Origin of the sequence: Chryseobacterium panacisoli (assembly GCF_008274625.1) — a bacterium.
Lineage (GTDB): Bacteria > Bacteroidota > Bacteroidia > Flavobacteriales > Weeksellaceae > Chryseobacterium > Chryseobacterium panacisoli.
Window position 1 is genome coordinate 1261365 of sequence record NZ_VTRU01000001.1, and the last position, 24797, is coordinate 1286161.

The 24797-nt window shown below is 35.5% G+C and carries 16 protein-coding genes and 1 pseudogene; 16 read left to right on the plus strand and 1 reads right to left on the minus strand.

Annotated elements, in window-relative coordinates:
- The first annotated feature begins 2 nt into the window (after nucleotides 1-2).
- From FW781_RS05575 to FW781_RS05605, 7 genes are all read left to right on the plus strand, one after another.
- Complete coding sequence (locus FW781_RS05575) at nucleotides 3-1274, plus strand: condensation domain-containing protein (protein WP_228720145.1); 1272 nt, start codon at nucleotides 3-5, stop codon at nucleotides 1272-1274.
- On the plus strand, nucleotides 1271-2524 hold the full coding sequence (locus FW781_RS05580; protein WP_149386510.1) for a phthiocerol/phthiodiolone dimycocerosyl transferase family protein: 1254 nt from the start codon (nucleotides 1271-1273) through the stop codon (nucleotides 2522-2524). The genes FW781_RS05575 and FW781_RS05580 overlap by 4 nt, the downstream gene beginning before the upstream one ends.
- Complete coding sequence (locus tag FW781_RS05585) at nucleotides 2521-3072, plus strand: hypothetical protein (protein WP_149386511.1); 552 nt, start codon at nucleotides 2521-2523, stop codon at nucleotides 3070-3072. The genes FW781_RS05580 and FW781_RS05585 overlap by 4 nt, the downstream gene beginning before the upstream one ends.
- A gap of 283 nt (nucleotides 3073-3355) precedes the next feature.
- On the plus strand, nucleotides 3356-6373 hold the full coding sequence (locus FW781_RS05590) for a type I restriction endonuclease subunit R (protein WP_149386512.1): 3018 nt from the start codon (nucleotides 3356-3358) through the stop codon (nucleotides 6371-6373).
- Nucleotides 6366-7586: a restriction endonuclease subunit S gene (locus tag FW781_RS05595; RefSeq protein WP_149386513.1), complete on the plus strand. Its 1221-nt coding sequence runs from the start codon at nucleotides 6366-6368 to the stop codon at nucleotides 7584-7586. The genes FW781_RS05590 and FW781_RS05595 overlap by 8 nt, the downstream gene beginning before the upstream one ends.
- A gap of 1 nt (nucleotide 7587) precedes the next feature.
- Nucleotides 7588-8736 (plus strand): AAA family ATPase, encoded by a 1149-nt coding sequence (locus tag FW781_RS05600; protein ID WP_149386514.1) that lies wholly within the window; start codon nucleotides 7588-7590, stop codon nucleotides 8734-8736.
- Entirely contained in the window at nucleotides 8733-10352 is a 1620-nt protein-coding gene (locus FW781_RS05605; RefSeq protein ID WP_149386515.1) for a type I restriction-modification system subunit M, read from the plus strand. Before FW781_RS05600 ends, FW781_RS05605 begins: the two co-directional genes overlap by 4 nt.
- 48 nt (nucleotides 10353-10400) lie before the next feature.
- Here the strand turns inward: FW781_RS05605 and FW781_RS05610 are convergent.
- Nucleotides 10401-10767 (minus strand): annotated as a pseudogene (locus FW781_RS05610) (XRE family transcriptional regulator).
- Nucleotides 10768-10976: 209 nt separating this feature from the next.
- On the opposite strand from FW781_RS05610, the gene FW781_RS05615 reads away from it, so the two are divergent.
- The 9 genes from FW781_RS05615 to FW781_RS05650 all read left to right on the plus strand — a co-directional run bounded on the left by FW781_RS05615 (nucleotide 10977) and on the right by FW781_RS05650 (nucleotide 24615).
- The gene (locus FW781_RS05615) at nucleotides 10977-11480 is read left to right on the plus strand and encodes a hypothetical protein (protein ID WP_149386516.1); all 504 of its coding nucleotides are present in this window, start codon (nucleotides 10977-10979) and stop codon (nucleotides 11478-11480) included.
- 1798 nt (nucleotides 11481-13278) lie between these two features.
- Nucleotides 13279-14934, plus strand: a complete 1656-nt coding sequence (locus FW781_RS05620; protein ID WP_149386517.1) for a T9SS type A sorting domain-containing protein — start codon at nucleotides 13279-13281, stop codon at nucleotides 14932-14934.
- 6 nt (nucleotides 14935-14940) lie between these two features.
- Nucleotides 14941-18366: a hypothetical protein gene (locus FW781_RS05625; RefSeq protein WP_149386518.1), complete on the plus strand. Its 3426-nt coding sequence runs from the start codon at nucleotides 14941-14943 to the stop codon at nucleotides 18364-18366.
- Between the two features lie 6 nt (nucleotides 18367-18372).
- Nucleotides 18373-21744, plus strand: coding sequence for a DUF6443 domain-containing protein (locus FW781_RS05630; RefSeq protein WP_149386519.1), 3372 nt, complete (start codon nucleotides 18373-18375; stop codon nucleotides 21742-21744).
- Entirely contained in the window at nucleotides 21704-22129 is a 426-nt protein-coding gene (locus FW781_RS05635; RefSeq protein WP_149386520.1) for a hypothetical protein, read from the plus strand. The genes FW781_RS05630 and FW781_RS05635 overlap by 41 nt, the downstream gene beginning before the upstream one ends.
- Before the next feature lie 607 nt (nucleotides 22130-22736).
- Nucleotides 22737-22874 (plus strand): hypothetical protein, encoded by a 138-nt coding sequence (locus FW781_RS22365; protein WP_172625673.1) that lies wholly within the window; start codon nucleotides 22737-22739, stop codon nucleotides 22872-22874.
- Nucleotides 22847-23230 carry an HNH/ENDO VII family nuclease gene (locus tag FW781_RS05640; protein WP_228720178.1) on the plus strand — a complete coding sequence of 128 codons (384 nt, stop codon included), beginning with the start codon at nucleotides 22847-22849 and terminating at the stop codon, nucleotides 23228-23230. The genes FW781_RS22365 and FW781_RS05640 overlap by 28 nt, the downstream gene beginning before the upstream one ends.
- A gap of 79 nt (nucleotides 23231-23309) precedes the next feature.
- A complete protein-coding gene (locus FW781_RS05645; protein WP_149386521.1) occupies nucleotides 23310-23903 on the plus strand; it encodes a suppressor of fused domain protein in 594 nt (197 codons plus the stop codon).
- A gap of 76 nt (nucleotides 23904-23979) precedes the next feature.
- Nucleotides 23980-24615 carry an immunity protein Imm33 domain-containing protein gene (locus FW781_RS05650; protein WP_149386522.1) on the plus strand — a complete coding sequence of 212 codons (636 nt, stop codon included), beginning with the start codon at nucleotides 23980-23982 and terminating at the stop codon, nucleotides 24613-24615.
- Nucleotides 24616-24797 lie beyond the last annotated feature (182 nt).

Genomic DNA, 24797 nt, shown 5'->3' on the forward strand with positions numbered 1-24797 from the left:
ACATGAAAAGAAGATTGTTATTTGGTGAACGTATGTTATTGGGGGACGGAACAGAACCTTTTAATGCAGTCATCCCGTTCAGACTGAGAGGTACTTTTATTTTAAAAGATATCCAGCAGGCTCTGGCTCAAATTCAAAATAAACATCCATGGCTGAGAGCACTGATCAGCCATGATGAAAAAAATATCCCGTGGTTCAACGTTCCGGAAAAAGCCATTTCTATTCCTGTAAGAATCATCACCCGACAGAGTGAAGATCAATGGCAGGAAGAATCCAGAAGAGAATGGAACACTCCATTTAATTATGAAAAATTGCCTCTGATCCGGTTTATCTGGATCAAAGGGGAAAATGTTTCTGATATGCTGTTTGTCTTCCACCACTGTTTATGTGATGGAGGTTCAGCCATGTCTTTCCTGAATGAATTTCTGAAAGTACTAGATAATCCGGCTGCTGAAATCGGGACAGAAAATCCGATTCTGGGAATACAGGATGTAGTTCCTGCCCATATTCTGAACAGCCGCAGACAGAAACTGAAAGCTAAGTTTATAGGAAGACTGGCGGCTACTGCCATCAAATGGATTCCTGTAGGCAAAAAGACTGTAGAAAGACAGAATGACTACCTGATCAACTGGAAACTGGATGAAACCGTAAGCAAAGAATTAATCGCTTACTGCAAATCTCAGAAAGTGACCGTGAATACCTTTTTAAGTGCCGCGGTATTGCAGGCATTTAAAAAAGTAAGGGCTGAAAAATCTTTCAATAAGGTTTCCTGTCCCGTAGATATCAGACGTTTTGCCAATCAGATCAAAGAAGATCATATTTTCGCTTTCGGACTGATGATTGTGGTTTCCTCTTATGAAAAGCTAAGCTTTGAGGACAACCTCCGCGCCATGCAGAAATCTGTAGAACAAAAGACCTCAAAACTGAACCCTTACATTACGATGATGGTCATGGAATCCGGACATGATGCGCTGAATAGTTTCACAAAATTGTTGAAGAACGGAAAATCATCCAACGACTGTATGTTTTCCAATCTGGGACGTATTCAGATTCCTCATGAGTATAAAGAATTTACCGTTGAGACGATCTTCAGCCCATCAGTGATTGGTCCGTTAGGGAATACCACTACCCTCGTGGTTTCTACCTACCGTGGAAAAATGGATTTTTCATTCATGGGAAGCGAAGGCTATTTACCCTATACAGAAGCATTGTCTATCCGTGATGAGGTTATGCAGACCATTTATTCACAAATTAAACAGACCGCAATATCATGATCAAAAGACCTTTAATGATGGTGGAAAGGATCATGTATGTAGATCCGGAAACGCCTTTAAACTGTGTGTATACCGCAAAAATCAACGGACAGATTTCTGAAGAGACTTTTAAAACAGCTTTAATCAAAATCCAGCAGAAACATCCGATGCTGAGAGCTATCGTTGATCATACCGTCGGACGGTATCCTTTTTTTATGGGACAGAGAGATATTGAACCTATTCCTCTACGCATTGTAGAACGAAAGACAGACGATGACTGGTTCAAAGAATCCGAAAAAGCATGGTTCCAACTTTTTGATCAACCCAAAAAGCCTCTGGCAGAAGTAGTATGGGTGAAGGGACAGGATCATTCCGAAATCCTCTGGATCATGCCTCACTGCATTTCAGACGGAACTACCGGAGTGACCTTAATGCGTGAGCTTTTGAGTTTGCTGGACAATCCTTATTCTCCATTAATTCCTTATGTTGCTTTTGAATCTGTAGATGATTTTCTGCCTTCGGATTTTAATACGGGAATCAAAAAATACAAAGCCGGTCTTTATCTGCTGTTCGCCAGAATATTCTTTTCTATCCAGCGAAAAAGTAAAAAGAGAAACCTTGGAAAAAGCTATGCGATTCACTGGCAAATGACCCCGGAGGATACAAAATTGATTACTGAGAAATGTAAAGCCAACGGAATCTCCGTCCATGCTTTGCTGTGTTCTTCCGTAATGCAGGCCTTCCGTGATATTCAGGGAGACCGTGCCAAAGGTAAGGTGATCAGTCCAGTGGATGTACGCCATTTTATTCCGGAGATCAAGGAAGATCATTTGTTCGCCTTCGCCCCAACCGTAGAGCTTTCCATCAAAAAAGACAGCAAGGATGTTCTGGGGAATGCCAAACAGATCAAAAGAGACCTTATTGAGAAAATCAGCAAGCTGGAAGCCCGTGAACTCCTGTGGATGGGAGAACGTATGCACCCTATTGTAGGACGCATGATCAATATGCTGAAATCCAGTGAAGGCGGGCATGATGTGACCTTATCCAATATGGGAAAGGTGAATATCCCGAATGATTATAAAAACTTCAACCTGGAAACCGTATTCAGTCCTACCGTGGCTTTCCCATGGCTGAACTCCAATACCTTAGTCGCCAGTACGTACAACCAGCAGATGAACTTCGCCTTCATGTCCAATGAAAACTTTCTTCCGAAAGAGGAAGCCCATCTGATAAAAGATAAAGCCATTGAGCTATTGACCACCTCCCTATGAAATTGAAAATAAAGCCTCCAAAGCCAAAACCCATCAAAAAAACCACCCTGAAACGCTTTCTCATCAAGCGCACAATTTACTATGTCCTCCCGAATGTATTTTTTAATTTCATTATTGCGTATGCCAGCTTCAAAGAGTTAGGCTACACCCATTTTTTCTCAGGAACTCAAAACCTGGCCCGTCTTACCCTCCCGATGGCTATTTTCCTTCCGGTAGTCCTTACCATTGATATCATCAAAAGAGTAACGGATGCCGCCAACCAGGAAGCCATAGAGTTTACCGTAGACGAACAGCTGAATATTAAAAAGCTCATGACCAAGCTCAGCATCTTACATGGCCTGATTACAGGTTCATTAGTACTCTCCCTGCTCTTTATAGGACAGTATAATTTCTCAAAGGATTATAAGCTGGATGCTACGGCGATGGCTATTGTTGTGGGTGTTTTAGCCGGGATTTTGTCTGTGATTTTTGTGTATCTGCCGGTTTGGAGATTAAGGAGATGGATGTGTAGGAGAACGCAGGCTGTGGCTGTGGATTTAAATTCATAATTTAGTTTGATATACCCTTTAATTAATGATGTTTCATATCCTTGATAGTATCATATGATACTATCAAGGATATGAAACATCCCTATACCATTACAGACACCATTTTATTTTCAGTGGCTTCTAATTATTTACAAATTAAAATTCTATAAAAAACGACTTATAAGCTTCAAATAATAAGCCTATTATAGTTAAAAAGAGATAAAAAACGATCTCACCGACAGTAAATTCTTCTATAAAATTAATGTATATTTGAGGTTTAAACTATTATTATCATTCAATAATAATGACACGAGAAAACCACATAGAAGAAAGTTTAATTAATAAACTTTCTGATTTAAAATATACCTATAGAGCTGATATTCGTGATAAGATTAACTTAGAGAAAAACTTTCGTGAGAAATTTGAAGCTTTAAACCGTGTTAGGCTTAGTGACGCAGAATTTGCAAGATTAAGAGATGAGATTGTAAATCCTGATGTCTTTGCTGCCTCCAAACTGTTACGGGAACAGCAATATTTCCAACGTGAAGATGGAACCCCACTCCATTACACATTAGTGAATATTAAGGATTGGTGCAAAAATGAATTTGAAGTAATCAATCAGCTGAGAATGGATACCGATAATAGTAATCATCGATATGATGTCATTATTCTGATTAATGGTATTCCTGTAGTTCAGATTGAATTGAAAACTCTGGATATTACTCCAAGAAAAGCAATGCAGCAAATTGTGGATTATAAAAATGATCCAGGAAACGGCTATACCAATTCTCTGCTTTGTTTTATGCAACTATTCATTGTCAGTAATAAAACCAATACTTATTATTTTTCGAATAATAGAAATCAGCATTTTGCATTTAATGCGGATGAACAGTTTCTTCCTGTTTATCAATTTGCTGATGAAAATAATAAAAAGATCACCCACTTAGATGATTTTTCTGATAAGTTTTTATCTAAATGTACACTGGGTGAAATGATTAGTAAATATATGGTGTTGGTAGAAAGCGAACAAAAGCTTTTAGTAATGCGTCCTTATCAGATTTATGCTGTAAAAGCTATTGTAAACTGCATTGAGCAAAACCGAGGTAATGGCTACATTTGGCATACAACAGGAAGTGGAAAAACGCTTACATCATTTAAAGCCTCTACTCTTCTTAAGGATAATCCAGATGTAGAAAAATGTTTATTTGTAGTCGACAGAAAGGATCTTGACCGCCAGACTCGTGAAGAGTTTAATAAATTTCAAGAAGGTAGTGTTGAAGAAAATACCAATACAGAAACTTTAGTAAGAAGATTACTATCGAATGATTATTCTGACAAAGTAATTGTAACCACAATTCAAAAATTAGGTCTGGCACTTGATGGAAATTTCAGAAAAGAAAACGGGCAAACTTATAAAGAGCGATTAGAACCCTTAAAAAATAAAAGAATTGTTTTTATTTTTGATGAGTGTCACCGCTCTCAATTTGGCGACAATCATAAAGCCATTAAGGAGTTTTTCCCAAATGCACAGTTATTTGGATTTACAGGAACACCAATTTTCGATGACAACTCCACTTATAAAAAAGTAGATGGTGAATTAGCTTCCTATAAAACAACTGAAGATATTTTTCAGAAACTTTTGCATCCTTACACCATTACCAATGCAATAGAAGACAGAAATGTATTACGTTTTCATATTGATTTTTACAAAGGACAAGGAACTGTAAATGCCAAACCTGGAGAAGCTATTGCTCAACAGGCTGTTGCAGAAGCTATTTTGGAAAAACATGATGCTGCAACACATTACAAAAGATTTAATGCTATTCTTGCGACATCTTCTATTAATAATGCAATTGAATATTATAATATATTTAAAACATTACAGGAAAAGAAAAAAACCGAAAACCCTGATTATATTCCGTTGAATATTGTCTGTGTTTTTTCACCACCAGCTCAATTAATTGCAAAAAGTGGAGATCAACAAAGCCAAAAAAATGCTGCAGATGTAAAACAACTACAGGAAGATCTGGAACAGGAAAAAGCCGATAATCAGATAAATCCTGAAGAAAAGAAAAAAGCTTTGATGAGCATTATTTCCGATTATAATAGGCAATATGGTACTAATCACACCATTAATGAATTTGACAGCTATTATCAAAATGTACAGACACGTATAAAAGATCATAAATATAGTAATAAAGACTATCCACATAAAAACAAAATTGATATTATTATTGTGGTAGATATGCTCCTTACAGGATTTGATTCCAAGTATCTTAATACATTATATGTTGATAAAAATCTGAGATATCATAGCCTAATACAAGCTTTTTCGAGAACAAACAGAGTCTTGAATGATACCAAACCATATGGTAACATTTTAGATTTCCGTTCACAACAACAGCAAGTTAATCAAGCAATCGAACTTTTCTCAGGAGAAGGCAATGAAAGTAAATCAAGAGAGATCTGGTTGGTAGATCCTGCCCCTGTTATCATAGAAAAATATCAAAAAGCTGTAGAAGCAATGGGGATTTTTATGGAAAGCCAAAACCTTGTGAATGAACCGCAAGAAGTATATAATTTAAAAGGTGATACTGCACGTATTAATTTCATAAAAAATTTCAAAGAAGTACAGCGATTGAGAACACAACTCGATCAGTATACAGACTTAGATACGGAGCAGAAAGAAATAATTAAAACAATCTTACCTGAAGATACTTTACGTTCTTATCGCGCTTCTTATCTGGAAACGGCTAGACAGCTAAGAGAAATACAGCAAAAAGAAGGTGAAAATGCTCCTTTAGGAATTCAGCAGTTAGATTTTGAATTTGTTCTATTTGCTTCTGCATTGATAGATTACGATTATATCATGGGATTAATCGCTGATAATACGGATCCGAAATCTAAAAAGCAGAAAATGACCAAAGAGCAATTGATAAAATTGCTAAGCTCCAGCTCAAACTTAATGGATGAAAAAGAAGATTTGACTGACTATATTAACGGATTAGACTGGGGGCAAGGACAAGATGAAAAGCAATTAAAGCAAGGCTACGAAACTTTTAAGGTAGAAAAGAATGCTAAAGAACTTGCCACCATTGCTCATAAACATGGTTTAGAAACAACATCTTTAAAAATATTTACAGATGATATTATAAACCGAATGATTTTTGATGGTGAAAAACTAACGGATCTTTTAGAGCCATTAGAATTAAGCTGGAAACAACGTCGTGTAAAAGAATTAGCATTAATGGAAGACCTTATCCCACAATTAAAAAAATTAGCCCAAGAACGAGAAATATCAGGATTAACAGCATATGAATAAGACAAAAAATAAATTGGTGCCGGAATTGCGATTTCCTGAATTTAAAGATGATGCTGAATGGGAAGAGAAATCTATTGGGATGATTTGTAAAATAACAAATGGAAAATCAAATGCCCAAGACCATATAGATAATGGAAAGTATCCATTATTTGACCGCTCTGAAGTAATAAAAGAATCCAATAATTTTATTTTTGATTGTGAAGCAGTAATCATTCCTGGAGAAGGTATGAGGTTTATCCCTAAATATTATAAAGGGAAATTTGATTTACATCAACGGGCATATGCTTTGAAGGACTTTTCATCTAATGGTTTGTTTATTTATTACCTAATGCTGAATAATAGTAATCTTTTATCTCAAAAAGCAGTACAATCAACAGTACTTTCTCTTAGACTTCCGATACTCCAAGAGTTCCCTATTCAAATTCCCCAAAAAAAACAAGAACAAAAAAAAATAGCAGATTTTTTATCTTCTTTAGACGAAATACTTACTCTACATAAAGATAAATTAGATGCCCTTAAAAATCATAAAAAAGGATTATTACAAAATCTCTTTCCAAAAGAAGGAAGAAAAATCCCAGAATTAAGGTTTAAAGAATTTAAAAATGATTGGCAAGAGATAAAATTAGGACAAGTTTGTACATACTTTAAAGGTTTTGCTTTTCAATCGAAAGAATATACCTCCAATGGTAGAAGAATAGTGAGAGTTTCAGATATGGGATTTGATTATATTAAAGATGAAACTAATGCTATTTATATAGATGAGAATAAAGTAGAACTCTATAAGAGATGGGAGTTAAAAAAAAATGATCTTATAATAACTACGGTAGGATCTAAACCTCCAGTTTATGATTCATTAGTTGGTAGGACAATAGTTGTAAAATCAAAAGATGAAAATTCACTATTAAATCAAAACTCCGTTTGTTTAAGAGCAAATGAATTAATTGAACAAAAGTTTTTAAATTCTTTATTTAAGAGAAATATTTACATTGCATTTATTGAATCTATTATTCGAGGAAACGCTAATCAGGGTTCCATTGCGTTAGTAGATTTATTTGAATATAAATTTTTCCTACCTGAACTAAAAGAACAAGAAAAAATAGCTGAATGCCTATCAGCTGTAGATAATTTAATTACTTCGCAAACCAACAAAATAGAACAACTAAAAGACCATAAAAAAGGATTAATGCAAAGGTTATTTCCTAAAATAGTATAATATGAGTAATCAGCCCAATACAGTCCATTTTCCGGATATGCAAAGATTGGTTACTCGTTTAAGAGATGACCTAAATAATCATTTTTTTGTTTTACTATATGCTTATAATGGAACAGGTAAAACAAGAATATCAATGGCTTTTAAAGAATATGCTAAAACAAGAAAAAAAAATCCAGGTTCAGATACTTTATATTTTAATGCTTTTACAGAAGATCTATTTTCTTGGGATAATGATTTAGCTAATGATACAGAAAGAGTTTTAAAAATAAATGCTTCATCTAATTTCTTTAATGGATTCAAGGAGTTAGCTTTGGAGGAAAAAATATTTGCTTATTTAGAACGATATGCTGAGTTTGATTTTAGAATTGATTACGATGAATTTAAAGTCATTTTCAGTAAAACAATAAAAAATCCAAATTATACACCTGGTTCAGAAGAACCCGAAACAATTTTACAAGATCATATAAAGGTTTCCAGAGGAGAAGAAAATATATTTATTTGGTGTGTTTTCTTATCTATCTGTGAATTGGTTATTGAGAATTCAGAAGCTTATGAATGGGTGCAATTTGTTTATATTGATGATCCCATTTCCTCTTTAGATGATAATAATTCTATTGCTGTGGCAAGTGATCTGGCTCAATTATTAAAGAAAGGAAAAGACCGTATAAAAACAATAATATCATCTCACCATGCTTTATTTTTCAATGTAATGTATAATGAGTTGAAACAACTTAAATGCAAACGTTATTTTTTACATAAAGATGGTTTAAATGGTCATACATTAAGACCAACCGAAGATACCCCATTTTTCCATCATGTAGCTATATTAAGTGAGCTTAAAAAAGTAAGAGATTCGGGTAATATCAGTACCTATCATTTCAATATGCTTCGTAGCACTTTAGAAAAAACAGCTACTTTTTTTGGACTTGATGACTTTTCAAAATGTATCCATGGAATTGAAGACGATGTCCTCTATAGTCGGGCGTTAAACTTATTAAGTCATGGCAAATATTCCATATATGAACCAGTAGAAATGGGACAAGACAGTAAAGAACTGTTTATAAAAATTTTAGATGCTTTTCTGGGAAAATACAAGTTTGAATTACCAGAATTGCTTATTGAACAAACTACAAACGCAAGTCAAGAATGACACTAAAAGAACAACAACAATTAGGGAAAACCCTTTGGGAAATAGCAGATCAATTAAGAGGTGCAATGAATGCTGATGATTTTAGAGATTATATGCTTTCATTCCTCTTTTTGCGTTATTTATCAGATAATTATGAAACTGCTGCAAAAAAAGAATTAGGTTCAGATTATCCAAAATTGGCAGAAGATGATAACCGAACTGCTTTATCAGTTTGGTATCAAAATAATCAAGAAGATCTACAAGATTTTGAAAAACAAATGCGCCGTAAAGTGCATTACGTGATAGAACCTGAGTATTTGTGGAGTAACATTGCTGAAATGGCAAGAACCCATAATCCTGATCTTCTACAAACATTAGATAAAGGTTTTCGTTATATTGAAAATCAATCTTTTGAAAGTACTTTTCAAGGTTTGTTTTCTGAAATAAATCTGAATTCTGAAAAGTTAGGAAAAACACCTACTGATAGAAATAAAAAGCTATGCACCATTATCTCAAAAATATCAGAAGGTATTGCCAAGTTCTCCACCAAAACTGATATTCTAGGTGATGCATATGAATATTTAATTGGTCAATTTGCTGCTGGATCAGGTAAAAAAGCAGGTGAGTTTTATACTCCACAAAGAATTTCTGATATCCTTTCAAAAATTGTAATCTTAGATAGCCAGGATCCCAAAACAGGACCTAAAAACAAATTAGATAAGGTTTTAGACTTTGCTTGTGGTTCAGGCTCATTGTTGCTTAACGTTAAAAAGCAATTAAAAGATGAAAATGATGGACAAATAGGTAAAATTTACGGACAGGAGAAGAATATAACGACCTACAACCTTGCAAGAATGAATATGCTTTTACATGGTGTAAAAGATACTGAATTTGATATTCATCATGGTGATACCTTGCTTAATGACTGGGATATTCTTAATGAAATGAATCCAGCAAAAAAAATGGAGTTTGATGCGATTGTTGCTAATCCTCCATTTAGTTTAAGTTGGGAGCCCAATGAAACAACAGCAGACGATTTCCGTTTTAAGAATTATGGTCTTGCACCGAAATCTGCGGCTGATTTTTCTTTCTTATTGCATGGTCTTCATTTTTTGAGTCAAGATGGAACAATGGCAATCATTTTACCACATGGGGTTTTATTTAGAGGAGGTGCAGAACAAAGAATTCGTACCAAACTATTAAAAGATAATAATGTAGATACCGTAATTGGATTACCTTCTAATTTATTCTTTTCTACAGGAATTCCAGTTTGTATTTTAATACTGAAAAAATGTAAGAAATATGATGACGTACTTTTTATCAATGCAAGTGCTGATGGGAATTTTGAGAAAGGAAAAAAGCAGAATCATTTACGTGAGGAAGATATAGAAAGAATTGTAGATACCTATAAAAACCGTGTAGATATTGAACGTTATTCAAGAAAAGTCTCCATGGATGAAATAGAAAAGAATGACTATAATCTGAATATATCAAGATATGTAAGTACTGCAATAGCTGAAGAAAAAATTGACTTGAAAAAAGTAAATGATAATCTAATTGATATCAACAAAAAGATTAAAGAAGCTACAGAAAAGCATAATGCATTTTTAAAAGAATTAGGTTTACCACCAATATAAAAACCAAAAAAGGTTCAGCACACGCTGAACCTTTTTCTATATCTTAAGTTATCCCTTCTCAATCAACCTCTCCAGTCTCCCCATCATCTCATCCTTCTCTTTCAGCATACGCTCATAAAGAGCAATCTTTTGATCATACAACTCTACAATTTTATCTATTGGATTAAATGTAGAATAATGATTATACATAAAACCTGTAGCATTATCACTGGCTGTAAACGTATTAGAAATAATATTCACCGCCTGTTCCTCATCAAAATTCTGAAACGCTTCCACCGGAATTTTCAATACTTCAGAAATTCTTTTCAGTAAAAGGGGCTTCAATAATTTCTTTATGTTCCTGCAGAGAAACTTTCTTCTGGTTCCAGTCGTCCCCAAGGTCAAGAGCCAATGCTTCCTGCTTGATGCCCAGCATTTTTCTGAATCCTTAAAATGGGTTCCTCTCCTATTTCGTTATTTCCTTCTTTACACGTTCTTTTTTTCTTCAAAAGGTCAGAAAAAACAAACCACATTATCCCGTTTTCATTTTCTAACGAACGCTCTCTAAAAATCTTACAACACCCTATCTTTCTATGCTTTAGGCTTCCTATATTTGATCACAACAACAACCAAAAACACAAGCATATGGCACTAGACAATTTAATCAGTGTAAGCTTTTCAGAAAGCGATTTAAAAACCATTGACAAAGCAATTCAGGACATCCAGACTGTCCTTACAGGGAAAACTATCAACCTTACCCCGGACCAGAGACAGCAATACGGAAGAATTGCAGAACAGAACAAACTCTTTGTGAATAAAGCCAAAACCTATATGGAACAAAATGTTCAACATGTTCCTAACTTCCTTGATAAGGCAGAATTTGATAGAGATTATGTAGCCAGAGAGCAGATAGAACAAAGGCTGCAACTATTAGATTCCCTGGCTGAGCAACTTTCAGACACCAAAGTACTGTTGGACCACGATAATTATCATAACGCCATCAGTTTCTACCGAAGCATCAGATACCTTTCTGAAGAAAATGTACCCGGCACCAATGTGATCTACGAAGGAATGAAGCAGTTTTTTGTAGCTGGACAAACTTCGGTACCCACTGAAACACCTCCACCTACTTCAAACAACAATCAGTAAGAATAAACACTTTTTTTAGAGCACGTGAAAGCGTGCTTTTTTTGTGCTTATCCGTCTGCTTGGTTGGGTTGGAAATCGCAAAGGCGCAAGGTCTTATCATAGGGACGCTTTTTAAGGCGTAAGGATTTTATCTCCGATAAAATTTCTATATCCTCGTATACTCACTTGCTGAAAATCTTTGATTTTCTTGCGCCTTAAAAACATATAAATATTTAAAACTTTGCGTCTTTGCGTTTAAAACAAAAGAATAAGTTATTTTATCCACAGGTTTATATTACTTTTTTTGTGGTTACCCGTCTGCTTGCTTTGGGTTGGAAATCGCAAAGGCGCAAATTCTTATTATAATGTCTCTTTTTAAGGCGCAAGGATTTTATCTACGATAAAATTTCTATATCCCGGTATACTCACTTGCTGAAAATCTTTGATTTTCTTGCGCCTTAAACAACATATCAATATTTAAAACTTTGCGACTTTGCGTTTAAAGCAAAAGAATAAGTCATTGTATCTGCAGAAGTAGGATTTTTTTAAACGCAAAGGCTTTATTAATAAGTCTATGATTAGAGGGAGCAAAGGAATGATGGCTGCACCACTGATGAAGCCAGATAGATAGTGCGCATGATTCTACAATAGTAATTATATCCAACACCTTCCATAATATAGTAACTGTCTCTACACCGTTATTTTTGTGGTTATCTGTTTATCATATTTTGGTTGGAAATCGCAAAGGCGCAAGTTCTTATTATAATGACGCTTTTTAAGGCGCAAGGATTTTATCTCCGATAAAATTTCTATACCCCGATCTATTCACCTGCTGAAAATCTTTGATTTTCTTGCGCCTTAAAAAATAGATCAAAATTTAAAACTTTGCGTCGTTGCGTTTAAAACAAAAATAATAAGCTATTGTATCTGTAGAAGTAGAATGTTTTTAAAACGCAAAGGTTTCATTGGTTAGAATTTATGATTAGAGGGAGCAAAGGAATAGTGGCTACGCCACTGATAAAGCCAGGTGGATAGTGCTCATAATTCTTACAATAGTATTTTAATCCTATTCCCCCCTTTACTAACACCCTCCAGGTAGTACAGCAACGGGCTCTACCCTCTTAGGTAACAGTCTCTACCCCCTTATATAAGTCCCTACACCCCCTTATGCAACCCCCTCTACCCCCTTACCTAAGGGGGTAAAGCCCCTTCATTAAGGGGGTGGAGACCGTTCATGAAGTCCCTCCAGGGGCTTGTTAAAGGGGTTAGAGGGACTTCTGAAGGGCCTACGGGTATTTCTGAGCAGTATTGAGAGTGATTTAAAGGAATTTACGCTTTTCCGTAAGCAGACAATCGAAGTCTTTATTATTATTGCAGCATCTGATGAGTATATGGGCAAGGATTATTATGAAATGGGTATGCTTTAAATAACACGACAGGTTCTGTCGCTTCAAAGAAATATTTTTGTATTAAATCAAAGTCATATTCGGAAATACATGTTAAAAAGTGTTAAATTTGTCGGATTTTATAAATCAGCCAAATGATGGCTAAAAAAACAATAACTATGAAATTTTTATTCCATTACATTCATTCAGCGGATATTCTTCAGCTCCTTTTAAAACAGTCAAAATCAATTTAATGTGTACAAATTTTCATGCATATGAAATACAATATTTTTTATTATCAAAGAATATTATTTTGAATAGTTTTGAAATATGTCACAATATAAACCAATTTGATTATCAGAGATATATCACTAAATAATCAGATTTAACCATGATTTATCATTACAAACAATGTTAACTAAAAAAACACGGGAATGAAAAAAATCTCTCTCAGTGCATTTATCTTATGTACAGCCCTGGGTATCCATGCCCAGGAAGTGGTATGGCAGAAAGACATCAAGTCCTCAACTCAGGATTTTTTGAGCCAGGTTATCACAACCATCGATCAGCAATATCTGATCACCGGAAGTTCTATACAGTCAGGAAGCGGGAAGCTGGAGGCTGGAAGCAAGCAGAACAACGGTTATGATTTTCATCTTATCAAACTGAACCAGCAGGGTGAAGAAGTCTGGGAAAAATATTTTTCAGGGCAAAATCATGATTATCTGTCAGCAACTGTTACCACACAGGATGGTGGATTTTTATTAGCCGGAACATCCTATTCAGGAAAAGGACTGGATAAAAAAGAAGATTCTAAAGGAGGTTCAGATATCTGGCTGATCAGGATCAATGAATTTGGTGACGAATTATGGCAAAAGACTTTAGGAAGTTCTTCTGATGAAGAAGCAAGAGCTGTGATCCAGACTACAGATCTGGGATTCTTTGTTGCCGGATCCTTCGTCTCCGCCCAGAATTCCCAAATGAAAGGTTACGGCTCTAAAGACGTCTTAATTACCAGAATCGATAAAAACGGAAAAGAACTCTCGCAATTAATCTTAGGCGGAAAAGGCTTAGACGAAGTGGAAAAGATGATTCCAACGAAAGATGGCGGAGCATTATTGGGAATTTATTCCAGGAGTTCCGAGGTTCGTGTTTCGGGATCTGAAAAGGGTTCCGGGATGCGAGATGCGGGTTCTGTGTCAGACGTTAAAAACCCGAACCCCGTATCCCGAACCCCGAAACAAACTGAAAACTTTGGTGAGGGTGACTACTGGATTGTCAAGTTAGACAAAAACGGGAAAGTAGAATGGGAAAAGAATTTTGGAGGGAAAGGTGATGATCATATCAGAACTCTCGCATTAACTTCAAATGGTTTCATCATTGGAGGAGAATCAAGATCCGAAAGATCAGGCAATAAAACGGTAGGTCTGGAAGAAGGAACAGATCTTTGGCTGATTTCTTTGAATGAAAGAGGTGATGAACAGTGGCAGAAATCCTATAATTTCAAAAACAGAGATATTCTGATGGGGATGAGTGTAGTAAGCGGGAAGCAGGAAGATGGAAGCTCGAAGTCTAAAGGCATTCTGTTGGGTGGCTACACTCAGGCAGAAGGAAGAATGCAAACGGATGATGAAACGTTCTGGATGCTGTATTTGGACCAGAATGGTAATGAACAGTGGAGAAAGCATGTGAAAGGAGAATCCAGACAAAAAGAAGAGAGACTTTCAGATTTAAAGCTGAACAGAGATGGTTCTATTGTTCTGGCAGGAACCAGTGCTGAAGAATTGGGTAAAGAAAACTGGAAGATCGTAAAGCTGGGTGACAAACAGGTTGATCAGCTAATTGAAAAATTCGATATCAAAATCTACCCGAATCCTGTATCGGATTATGCTTACGTAGAAATAGGATTCAATGATTTCAAACAGGCTGATATTCTGTTGTATGATATGAGCGGAAGACAGCTTCAGAGTATTAAAACCAAAAACAAAGTGACTAAAATCAATACCCAGGCTTTGGTTCAGGGAGCTTACCTGGTGACGGTAAAAACGGATAACAATAGAACGGCGAATGCTAAATTAATTAAGAAATAAACACAAATGAAAAAAAATATAACCAGTTTGTTTTTTTGCTTATCACTTGGGACAGCATTAGCACAAACTACTGGAAGTAAACAATCAACATTGCCTAATATCATTCCACCATCTGCAGAGTCCTATAAACTGGGAGCCTTTGGAAATCTTCCGGTAAGCCTTTTTACAGGTAATGCCAATGTAGATATTCCTGTAACCTCTTTTGCGGCTGGAAATATTAATATTCCCATCAGGCTCAATTATTTTTCCAATGGAATCAAGGTAGACGATATGAACGGCTCCACCGGATTGGGCTGGAATATTGTTTCAGGTGGTGTTATTACAAGGGTAATAAGAGATCTTCCTGATGAGGACAATCAATCCAATATTAACATTCCAACCAATATTGGAGATTTGGGTGCTAATACAACCGCTGCTATGCAATTTTTTCAGGATGCCTCCTTTGATGATATAGATACAGAGCAGGATTTGTATATGGCCAGCTTTGGGGGAATGCAGATTAAATTTGTTTTTGACAAAAAAGGAATTCCTGTGATTTATTCCCAAAAGGATGTTGTTATTGAGGGGACAAGTGGAGGGAATTCTTTTATCATAACGGTAGATAATGGAATCAAATATTACTTTACAGACAAAGAGACGACTTCCAACCGTACTGCTGGAGCCGGACATTCTCTGATATCAATATCTACCACAGCGTGGTATCTGACAAAAATTGAAGACATATCCAGCGGAGAAGTTGTATTTTTTGAGAATGTGGATGGCGGATATACTGCGACTATGAGTCAATCACAAACATTATCCTATACATCACCTAACGAGGGTCCAATGACATCAAGCTGTGGGAATCCCGCATTTATAAGGTACCCTCAGGTAAGTGAACTGATCAACCATAACCAGACTGTGGCTGGAAAACAGATTAAAAGAATATACAGTAACAATCCATCTTATGGAGAAATTATTTTTGATTATCTACAATCGGGAGGTAGCGGTGATTATAAACGATTACAGAAAGTTACCAAAAAGGTTAATGGTAGTATTATTAATGACGTTACTCTCAATTACAACCTTACAGCAAATAACCGCCTGTTTCTTACTTCTGTAGTAGACAGTGTTTTAAACACGACCTATGGATTTCAGTACAACTTACCAGATGTATTTCCTCAAAGACTTGCCTTTAGCAGGGATAGCTGGGGATATTATAATGGTAATACCTCCAATACCAATCTGGTTCCTAATATAGAAAAGGTATCTATGTGGAGTTCATATAATGGGGCATCACAGTCTGTTGTTCCGCAAAATACAGCTATTGGGATACTCCAAAAGATTATTTATCCTACTAAAGGATCAACAGAGTTTTTCTACGAAAACCATACTGCAATAGAAAAAAATGTAATGCTCAGTCCCTCTGAAAGAACTGGAACTCAAATCAAAGCCACCGCTGATGATACTAACGGTCATGTTGAAAATACAGTAGCTTTTACTCCGCTTCGGACAGAAGACATCACTTTGGGAGGAAGTGCACAATTTAACAGTTCATGTGATCCTGCTGAGCAGGTTACGGGGAAACACAGAGCAATTGTTTCATTGTTAAAGTCTAATGGTCAGGCTGTCCCATTATATTTTAAAACCCCTACCGGAATTGTTACCAGTGCTGGTAATTCGGTTACTTTTCCTACCAATAATGGAGCAGGCCTTTTTGCCCATGTTCAGAAAGATGAGCCTTTAACCCTTAAGCTTTGGACGCTGTTTGTTTGTACCCGTTCTACTGCATCAGCAAGCTATACCACTAAAGAGGCGGTGTATGGAGACAGAGAAGCTCCTATTGGCGGGTTAAGAATCGCCAAGATTGTAGATACATCTGAAAATGGTGTAGCCAATACAAGAAAGTTTATTTACCGTGATTTGAATGATCAATATACAGAAGCCGTGGTGTTAAGAACTCCTGCATTTGAGGAGCAACTTCTTTATACCAGAACCTGTAGCACAAATAACCCTAACTTACCAAGCGGATCTGTTCCTACAGGTGTAGAAAGATTTCCTTATACAATGGTGACTTCTTCCAATATTAACCAACTCTTTGCTACCCATCCCAATGTATTCTATAAAACGGTACAGGAAATTGTAGAGGGGAAATCCAATATTATCCATAATTATTCTATTAGTTCAGATGATTTTGGTAAAGTACTTCATGGAGATAATATCCGAAACTCAGTTTGGACAAATTTTGGGTGGAAAAATGGACGCGAGCTTTTGACTAAATATCTGGATGCCGGAGGTAATCTGATGCGAAGTGTAGAGATGAATTATGAAGAAGATAACAACAGAAAATATCAGGTGGATGGCTTTTCGATCAGAAAAAATTATGATAATCCTGTTACCAAGAATGAGACAAAGCTCTGTACGGCAGAAGATGTGGTAAAAACCATTTCGTATACCTATTGTGCAGCCAATCATTCTCACCGGTATAATGCTTTAGATGGTTATAAGAATTGCCAGGCATCAGGAGCGCAAAATACTACTCAATCCTATAATGATGTTTGTTTTGGTAAACCGGTAGGGCCTATTACTTATGAAGATAAATTGGATAACCTGGACATTATGCAGTACAAAAACATTTCCCATTTTGAATATCTGAAGTCCCAGAAAACAATAGATTACCTGAACGGAAATGCGATGAAAACAGAAACCCAGTATTTCTATAATAATCCTAAACATACCCAGATAACTTCGGAAAAAACCATATTCCCAGATCTGTCCACAACGGAAAAAACATATCAGTACGCTCATGAGAAAAACAATCAGTTGATGATTGATAAAAATATGGTGGGTATTTCGTTGGAAACGAAAGCACAGCAAACAGTGGATAATATTACCAAAGTAACATCAAGGGAAGAAACTATTTATCCAACAGCGTTGCCTCATGCGGTTACCGGAAATTTAGTACTTCCACTGTCTGAATATTCTTATGATACCCTTAACCCGGCTATTTCTTCTAAGGATGTTACTTACGAAAAGTATGATGAAAATGGGAATATTCTCCAGTACAGAGAGAAAGACGACACCCCCGTAAGTATTGTCTGGGGCTATAACAAAACCAGACCAATTGCAAAAATTGTAGGTGCACTCTATAGCCAGATAGAAGGGATGATCACTACTATCGTGGCGAAATCCAATGAAGATGCCGCTGATCCCACCAAAGAAGCTGAGCTCTTACTGGCTCTTGATGCTTTTCAACCCGTTGGAATGACGACCAAATATACCTATGATCCGTTGGTGGGGGTCACTACGATAACACCCCCATCAGGAAAAAGGGAACTCTATGTCTATGATACAGCCAACCGATTGAAACAGGTTCAGGTAAGAGAAAGAGACAACGCTGGAACCTACAGTTATAAGGTCATTAAAGAAATCAAGTATAACTATAAGCAGTAAACACAAATGAAAAAAATACAGCTAATAGGTCTGCTGTTTACAGCGATGATGACCTATGCACAAAGTACCACAGAAAACTATATACAATCCAAAACCTGTCTGAGCGGTGATTGCAGTAAGAAAACTGAGACCATTACCTATTTTGACGGATTAGGACGACCAAAACAGATTGTCAATGTAAAAGCGACCATTACAGGGAAAGATTTAGTTACCCCCATTATTTATGATGGGTTTGGAAGACAGGTTAAGAATATTCTTCCAGTTCCGGCTAATACCCTTAATTCTGCAATCCATACCGGGATTGTCAACGAAAGTACGGCAAATTCCTATTACGGAACAGCCAATGCGTATACAGAAAAAGAGATTGAAAATTCTCCCTTAGACAGGGTGAAGCAAGTGGCCCAGCCGGGTGATCCCTGGAAAATGGCGGGTGGACATACCCAAAAGCTTAAATATGAAGTAAATCTGGGAACAGAGGTAAAGAAATTTATCACCAATACAACCACAGCTACAGATAACAAAACTGTTTCTTCTGTATCCATATTGCCGGGAAGTGAATTTTATACCGCGGGGATATTATACAAAAATACGGTAACCGATGAAGACGGAACTCCGGTTATCCAGTTTCAGAACGGACGTGGGGAAACTGTACTGGTACGTAGAACAGATGGAACACAAAACATAGATACCTACTATGTGTACAATGAATATGGTCAAAAGGCATTTGTGATTCCTGCTCTGGCGGTAAAGAAAATTGAACAGAATAACAATGTTGTAACCACCGATATTCTAAACAGCCTTTGTTACCAATATCGATATGATGGTTTGGATAGACTGGTGGAGAAAAGACTACCCGGAAGAGATGATTGGGAATCTGTGGTGTATGATGCAGCAGACCGTCCGGCACTTTCTCAGGATGTGAACCTGAAAAATAAAGGACAGTGGCTATTGACCAAGTATGATGCCTTTGGCCGTGTTGCGTATACCGGGCTTATTGATGGAGGAAGCCGGGCGGATCTACAAGGGCAGATTAACAATCTTGTTATCAGCGAAACCCCTACTGCTACAGGTTTTACTAAAAATGGAATTGTTGTGTATTACACCAATACTCTTTTTACTAATTTTCAGACACTTCTTTCTGTTAATTATTATGACTCTTATCCAAGGGATACTAAAGAGTTTCCGCCAGCGAAAATCCTCGATCAATATGTAGTGAATGAAGACAAAGCTCTTAACGGAGGTGCCAATACCCAAGGTTTGTCAACAGCATCTTATGTAAAAAACATAGAAGATGATAACTGGACGAAAACGTATTTCTACTACAATACCAAAGGGGAAAAAGTAAGTGAAAAAAGCTGGAATCATTTAGGTGGATATACTAAAAAGGAATTTAAGCTTGATTTCTCCGGTGCTGTGGATGAAAGCTACACCTATCATAAAAAAGGAAACGCGGATACTGAAGTGGTTATCAAAGAAAGATTTGTATATGATGACCAGAAAAGACTGTTGAAGCACTATCATAAGGTGAACAGTTTAACAGAAGAACTTCTTGTAGAAAATACCTACAATGACCTGGGACAACTTACTAATAAAAAGACGGGAAATACCACCGGTACTCCTTTGCAGTCTATAGACCAAACCTACAATATCCGCGGATGGATTACGAAAGTGAATGATCCTACCAACCTGAATGGGAAACTCTTTGCCTATGAACTCAAATATCATAATCCAGTTTATTCCACAGTTTCTACGGGCAAATACAATGGGAATATTGCGGAAATAGATTGGCAGGCTGCTGACGGTGGAGGTTTCAGAAGATATAATTATCAATATGATGGATTGGACCGTTTAAAAAGTGGAATCTATTCTGAACCCAATGCTACTGTTCCACAGAATAATTATTACAATGAAACCCTTACCTATGATGTAAACGGAAATATCCAGACTTTAAAAAGAAACAGGCTGTTATCAAATGTAGGAGCTGTAGTGATGGATAACCTGGGGTATACTTATGCAGGTAACAGACTCAATACGGTGACAGATAATTCCGGAAACTATGGAGGTTATCCGAGTACTTCAGGGAATCCTATTACATACGACAGTAACGGGAATATGACAAGCCATTTGGATAAGGGCATGTTACAGATTGATTATAATTACCTCAATCTTCCCAACTATATTAAATTTGATAAAGAGTATGTATCGCATGATTGGTTGAATACTTATTACGTCAATACAAAATACCTGTATAATGCTGATGGGATTAAGCTGAGGAAGATTCACACTTACGGGGCAGGAAGAACTAATTTAGAAACGATTGACAAAACTGATTATCTTGATGGATTTCAATACACCAATGATGTATTAGATTTCGTTCCTACTTCAGAAGGCTACTATGATTTCGTCCAAAATAAGTATATTTACAACTATACAGATCAGGTAGGAAACATCAGATTAGCGTATTACAAAGATGCTTCCGGAAACCTGAAAATAGACAGAACAACTAGCTTTTATCCGTTTGGATTGGAGTTTGGAGGAGATTTGAATATTAGTGGTACACTAACCCCAAGCTATCGATACTCTTCTCAGGGACAGGAAAAACAGTTAGAAACAGGATGGAGTTCTTATAGGTGGAGAAATTATGACGCTGCAATGGGAAGGTTTTTTAATGTGGATCCGTTGAGCGAAAAATATACTTATCAGTCACATTATAATTTCTCGGAAAATAAAGTTATATCTTATAGAGAATTAGAGGGTTTAGAAGCAATAGATGCTAATAAAGTTAGAGAAGCTTTTGATAATGGAAAAAAAGGGAAAAGCTATCAATTAGTTATTCATGTAGACCAACCAGGGAAGGGAGGAGATAGAACTGTATATCAAATTAGTCCAAATAGAGATTCAGGACATGCATTTATAACATTAAATAGGAAAAATACGGATGGTACAACAGATTCTAAAACTTTTGGGTTTTATCCTTATCCACCTAGTGTAAATCCTATAGCATCAGAGGCATCAGGAAAAATAAAAGATAATTTTGGTCATGAACAAGAAGTAGTACAAACAAGGTCTATTAACGAGAAAAACTTTAATGATATTTTAGATTTTGTAGAATCAGATCAAAATACAAAATATGATCTAAATACCAATAATTGTGCTGACTTTGTTATAAATACTGCAGCAGCAGGAGGTGTCAAATTACCAAAAACTACGAGTTCATATGGTGGATTCAAAGGACATAATCCGGGTGATTTAGGGGAAGATATAAGAGAACAAAATAATAATATTCGCAAGGGAAAAACCCTTGAAGGTAATTCAAAAACACCAAAAAATAAAAATAATGAGAGCGATAACGATAGAGTTAAAGGTATTGGTTTGTAGTTTAGTAGTTGTTTTTTTCTGCTTTTGCTGCTCGAAAACAAAGCAACAGTATAGTAACCCGGTTTTTGCAACTTTTTTTAATGAATTAAGTAACGAGAGTGCAGAAAAATTTTATGACTCTTACTATAAAGATAAACCAAAAAACTATAAGGAGGGATATATTCAAGTATTAAAGCAGTTTAAGAAATATAATTGTGAATTTACTATTACAGATTACAACTCTTATAAAAATGAAAAGCCTAATTTAGATGGCATAACTGAAGGTGTTTATATTCTAGAAAACAAAAATTTAAAAGATCCATTTTTTATTAAGATTGAAAATAATAAAGTACAATATTTACTTTCAATAGGTAAAGGTAAAGAAGATATTATTGGTTGGCTTTAAAACTATTTAGTTATTTGAATAATAAAAACAAAATTGATAATCTAAAACTAAGGTAATAAAAACACATTCTTTCCAAACATTAGCTTCTTTTATTAATGAGATAAATAATCCCTAAAACGGGTAATCTACATGATTACCTGTTTTATTTCCTAGGAAAAATCAAAAGTTAACAACTATACCGATCAGGTAGGAAACATCAGACTGGCGTATTATAAAGATGCTTCCGGAAACCTTAAAATAGACAGAACAACTAACTTTTATCCGTTTGGATTGGAGTTTGGAGGAGATTTGAATATTAGTGGTACACTAACCCCAAGCTATCGATACTCTTCTCAGGGGCAGGAAAAACAGTTAGAAACAGGATGGAGTTCTTATTAGGTGGAGAAATTATGATGCTGGCATGGCGAGGTTCTTTAATGTGGATCCGTTAAGTGAAAAATATGATTACCAGTCACATTATAATTTCTCAGAAAACAGGGTTGTTGATAATATTGAGCTGGAAGGTTTAGAAGGTGAAGACTTCCGATTTAGGGAGCTCATGAAGCGAAATGGTGGAGTCCAGTGAAGTGCAGAGAAAGCGACCCAGGAAGCTAATAGTGCAGCTTTCATGGCTGTTATTAAAACAGTAACTCCCATTGAAGAGCTTTACACAATAGCTACCGGCCGTGATTTGGATGGTGAGCCTGCTGATAGAAAGCAAGCTGCGAAATTATTAGCATTAAATCTTGTTCCGCAGGCAAAGTAGAAGTTAAAGCAGCTGCCACAGTATTAAAAGCGGAGGCAAAAGTAACAGTTAAAAAACCATATAGTAAAAGCCGACCTTCATATGCTAAAGGTCAAGTAGATGAAGTTTGGGAGGCAGCAAAACAGAAAAATGGTAAAGTATATGATCCAAATACGGGAGAAGAGCTTACATGGGATAAAGCAATAAAACCTAGACCATGGGATATGGGGCACTTACCGGGACATGAATACAGAACACTACATGAAAAATATATGAGTGGAAAAATAACAAAAGAAGAGTTTTTAAGAGAATATAAAAATCCCAAAAATTATCAATCAAAATCAGCAAATAGAAGTCATAAATATGAACAAAAGTAGTATTAATATAATTGGTTGCTTTTCGATTCTAATGATTTTCAGCATGGATTAATAAAAAAATATAATTATAGTAAAAAATATGCCTCAACAAGCTTCTGAAGAAAACAAAAAACTTTCTAACTATATAACAAATATTGTTGGTATTAATAAAATGATTGATCGTCATTATGACAAAGACGAAAAGAATTTTTTCGATATTTTCACCTGTGATGATCCTCTCTATCCTAGAATAAAAATTTATGGTACAATAGGATTGTCTGATTACCCCAATAAAATTGAAATGGATGATAATAGGTTTAAAAACATTCCAATAGAACTTTTAATTGCTGGTTACAGAGAATTCAAAATGTTGGATAATATTCTTTCCACATCAGGGTTTTATATTATTAATAATGGGTGGGAATGTCAACCAGGCTCAGTATTTATGAGAATCGTTGAAATGTACTTTGAAACTTCTGAAATGAAACATATTATGTTTATATCACCATTTTTGTGGGAGGATAAATTACAACCACTAAAACTTGACACGAAAACTGTACACTGGCTTTTGTGCATTCCTATTTCTGATGAAGAACTCGAATATAAAATGGAAAATGGTACATCAGCATTAGAAGACATATTTCAGGAAAAAGATATTGATATATTTGATATTAACAGAAAATCGGCTATTTAATAAGATCCAAGATGCCACACGAATCCTTTTGTGTGGCATTTTTCCTGAAGTAGAGACTAAATAATTAACTAAAAATATGGTACTATATAAAGGAATTGAAATTAATGTGAATAATAACATTTATGTAGAAACTAAAGGGCTAAATTTTTATTTAGATAAGGAAATTAGAATTTCTATAGGTAACCAACATCAAGAGGATTATATAGAGATTATTAAGTACGTTATAGATTATATTGTAGACAGTAAAGCTATTATTTCTGAAAATCAAAATATTGGATATTATTCATGGCTTTTGCAATTTAGACTGGATCAAGATAACTGCTATGATCTATATGAGGCAAATGTAGACGGTAGCGACTTTAATAAAGGTTGTGACACAGCAATTTCGGTTGTTAGGCAGCAAAGTGAAATATGTTGGCAACAAAATCTTATTCCTCTTTTTCCAAACTTCAATCAGTCAGTTGTAATATCAGATGGTGTTTATGAAGGAAAGGATATTGAAGGAATTAGATATGATTCCCCTCAAGATAAGAGTGGATGGTACCTTATAACGGATGATTACAATGACGATATTAAATCATTAAAAATGGTACATTTTTACCATGTTGCATTTGCTCGTCCTGATATTTTAAAGTACTTAGCAATACCTATCGGATACAGATTCCTAATGAAAGATGGAAATATTGAAATACGTCAGGATGACAAGGAATAATTCTAGATTATTCTTCAAATGTATAAATGTTTCAATAAATTAATTCGAAAAACAGGCAATCTAATTTAGATTGCCTGTTTTATTTTGTTAATCATCTTTTGACGCGAGAAATTACAGTTTTCATTGTTTTTAACACAAATATTGATACATTTTATTTCTCAGACAATAATTTACTTATAATC